Below are 243 nucleotides of genomic sequence, written 5' to 3'. Positions count from 1 at the left end.
CTACACACTTCCCCGACAGCTCGATCTTTTCCAATTAGAAGATGAAACGCCGTCATCGCCTCGTCAATAACAGTTCATACTTTTTTACCGAGTGGGCGGTGCGCATCAGAATACGCTTAACGTCGAATTCATGCTGCATCGCTTTCTTCCTAACCAAATCGCTATCGTCGTAAGTTATTAAAACATCATGCGACGTTCGATGTAGTCGTCCAAACAGTTTTGCGTGATCGATATGATTAAATC

At 43.6% G+C, this 243-nt stretch carries 1 protein-coding gene; it reads right to left on the bottom strand.

Going from position 1 to position 243, the window contains the following annotated elements:
* Positions 1 to 52: 52 nt before the first annotated feature.
* A partial coding sequence (locus tag AAEY75_RS16710) for a hypothetical protein (RefSeq protein ID WP_352260277.1) occupies positions 53 to 243 on the bottom strand: 191 nt, incomplete at its 5' end.

The sequence above is a fragment of the Psychrobacter sp. TB55-MNA-CIBAN-0194 genome (genome assembly GCF_040309505.1).
Taxonomy (GTDB): domain Bacteria; phylum Pseudomonadota; class Gammaproteobacteria; order Pseudomonadales; family Moraxellaceae; genus Psychrobacter; species Psychrobacter fozii.
Note: the sequence above shows the minus strand (reverse complement) of the source record. Positions and strands in the feature narration are given on the sequence as shown.